The sequence below is a fragment of the Streptomyces sp. GbtcB6 genome, from assembly GCF_019091475.1.
GTDB classification, from domain to species: Bacteria; Actinomycetota; Actinomycetes; order Streptomycetales; family Streptomycetaceae; genus Streptomyces; species Streptomyces hyaluromycini.
This window is the reverse complement of sequence record NZ_JAGXJL010000462.1, coordinates 1-237: the sequence shown is the minus strand read 5'-3', so window position 1 is coordinate 237 and position 237 is coordinate 1. Positions and strand designations below refer to the sequence as shown.

Below are 237 nucleotides of genomic sequence, written 5' to 3'. Positions count from 1 at the left end.
CTGTCCAGTGACGTGCCGCCGGTGCCGCTCGTGTCGTTGGCCTGGCTGTAGTCGGTGAAGTGCCGGGCCTCGGTGGTGTCGACGCCGACCTCGTTGTTCTCGCCCGCCGACAGGACGAAGGCGTCGAAGGCCGGGGCGTCCTTGCCGCGGGATCCGACGAGGTCGAGGTAGTCGGACCAGGAGAACGCGGCCGAGGAGCCGGCCCAGGTGATGAAGGTGTTGGAGGACAGGTAGGCG

1 pseudogene is annotated in these 237 nt (G+C 68.8%); it reads right to left on the bottom strand.

The features are described 5' to 3' along the window. A pseudogene (locus KVT45_RS55680) lies at positions 1-237 on the bottom strand (Tat pathway signal sequence domain protein); the annotation flags it as partial.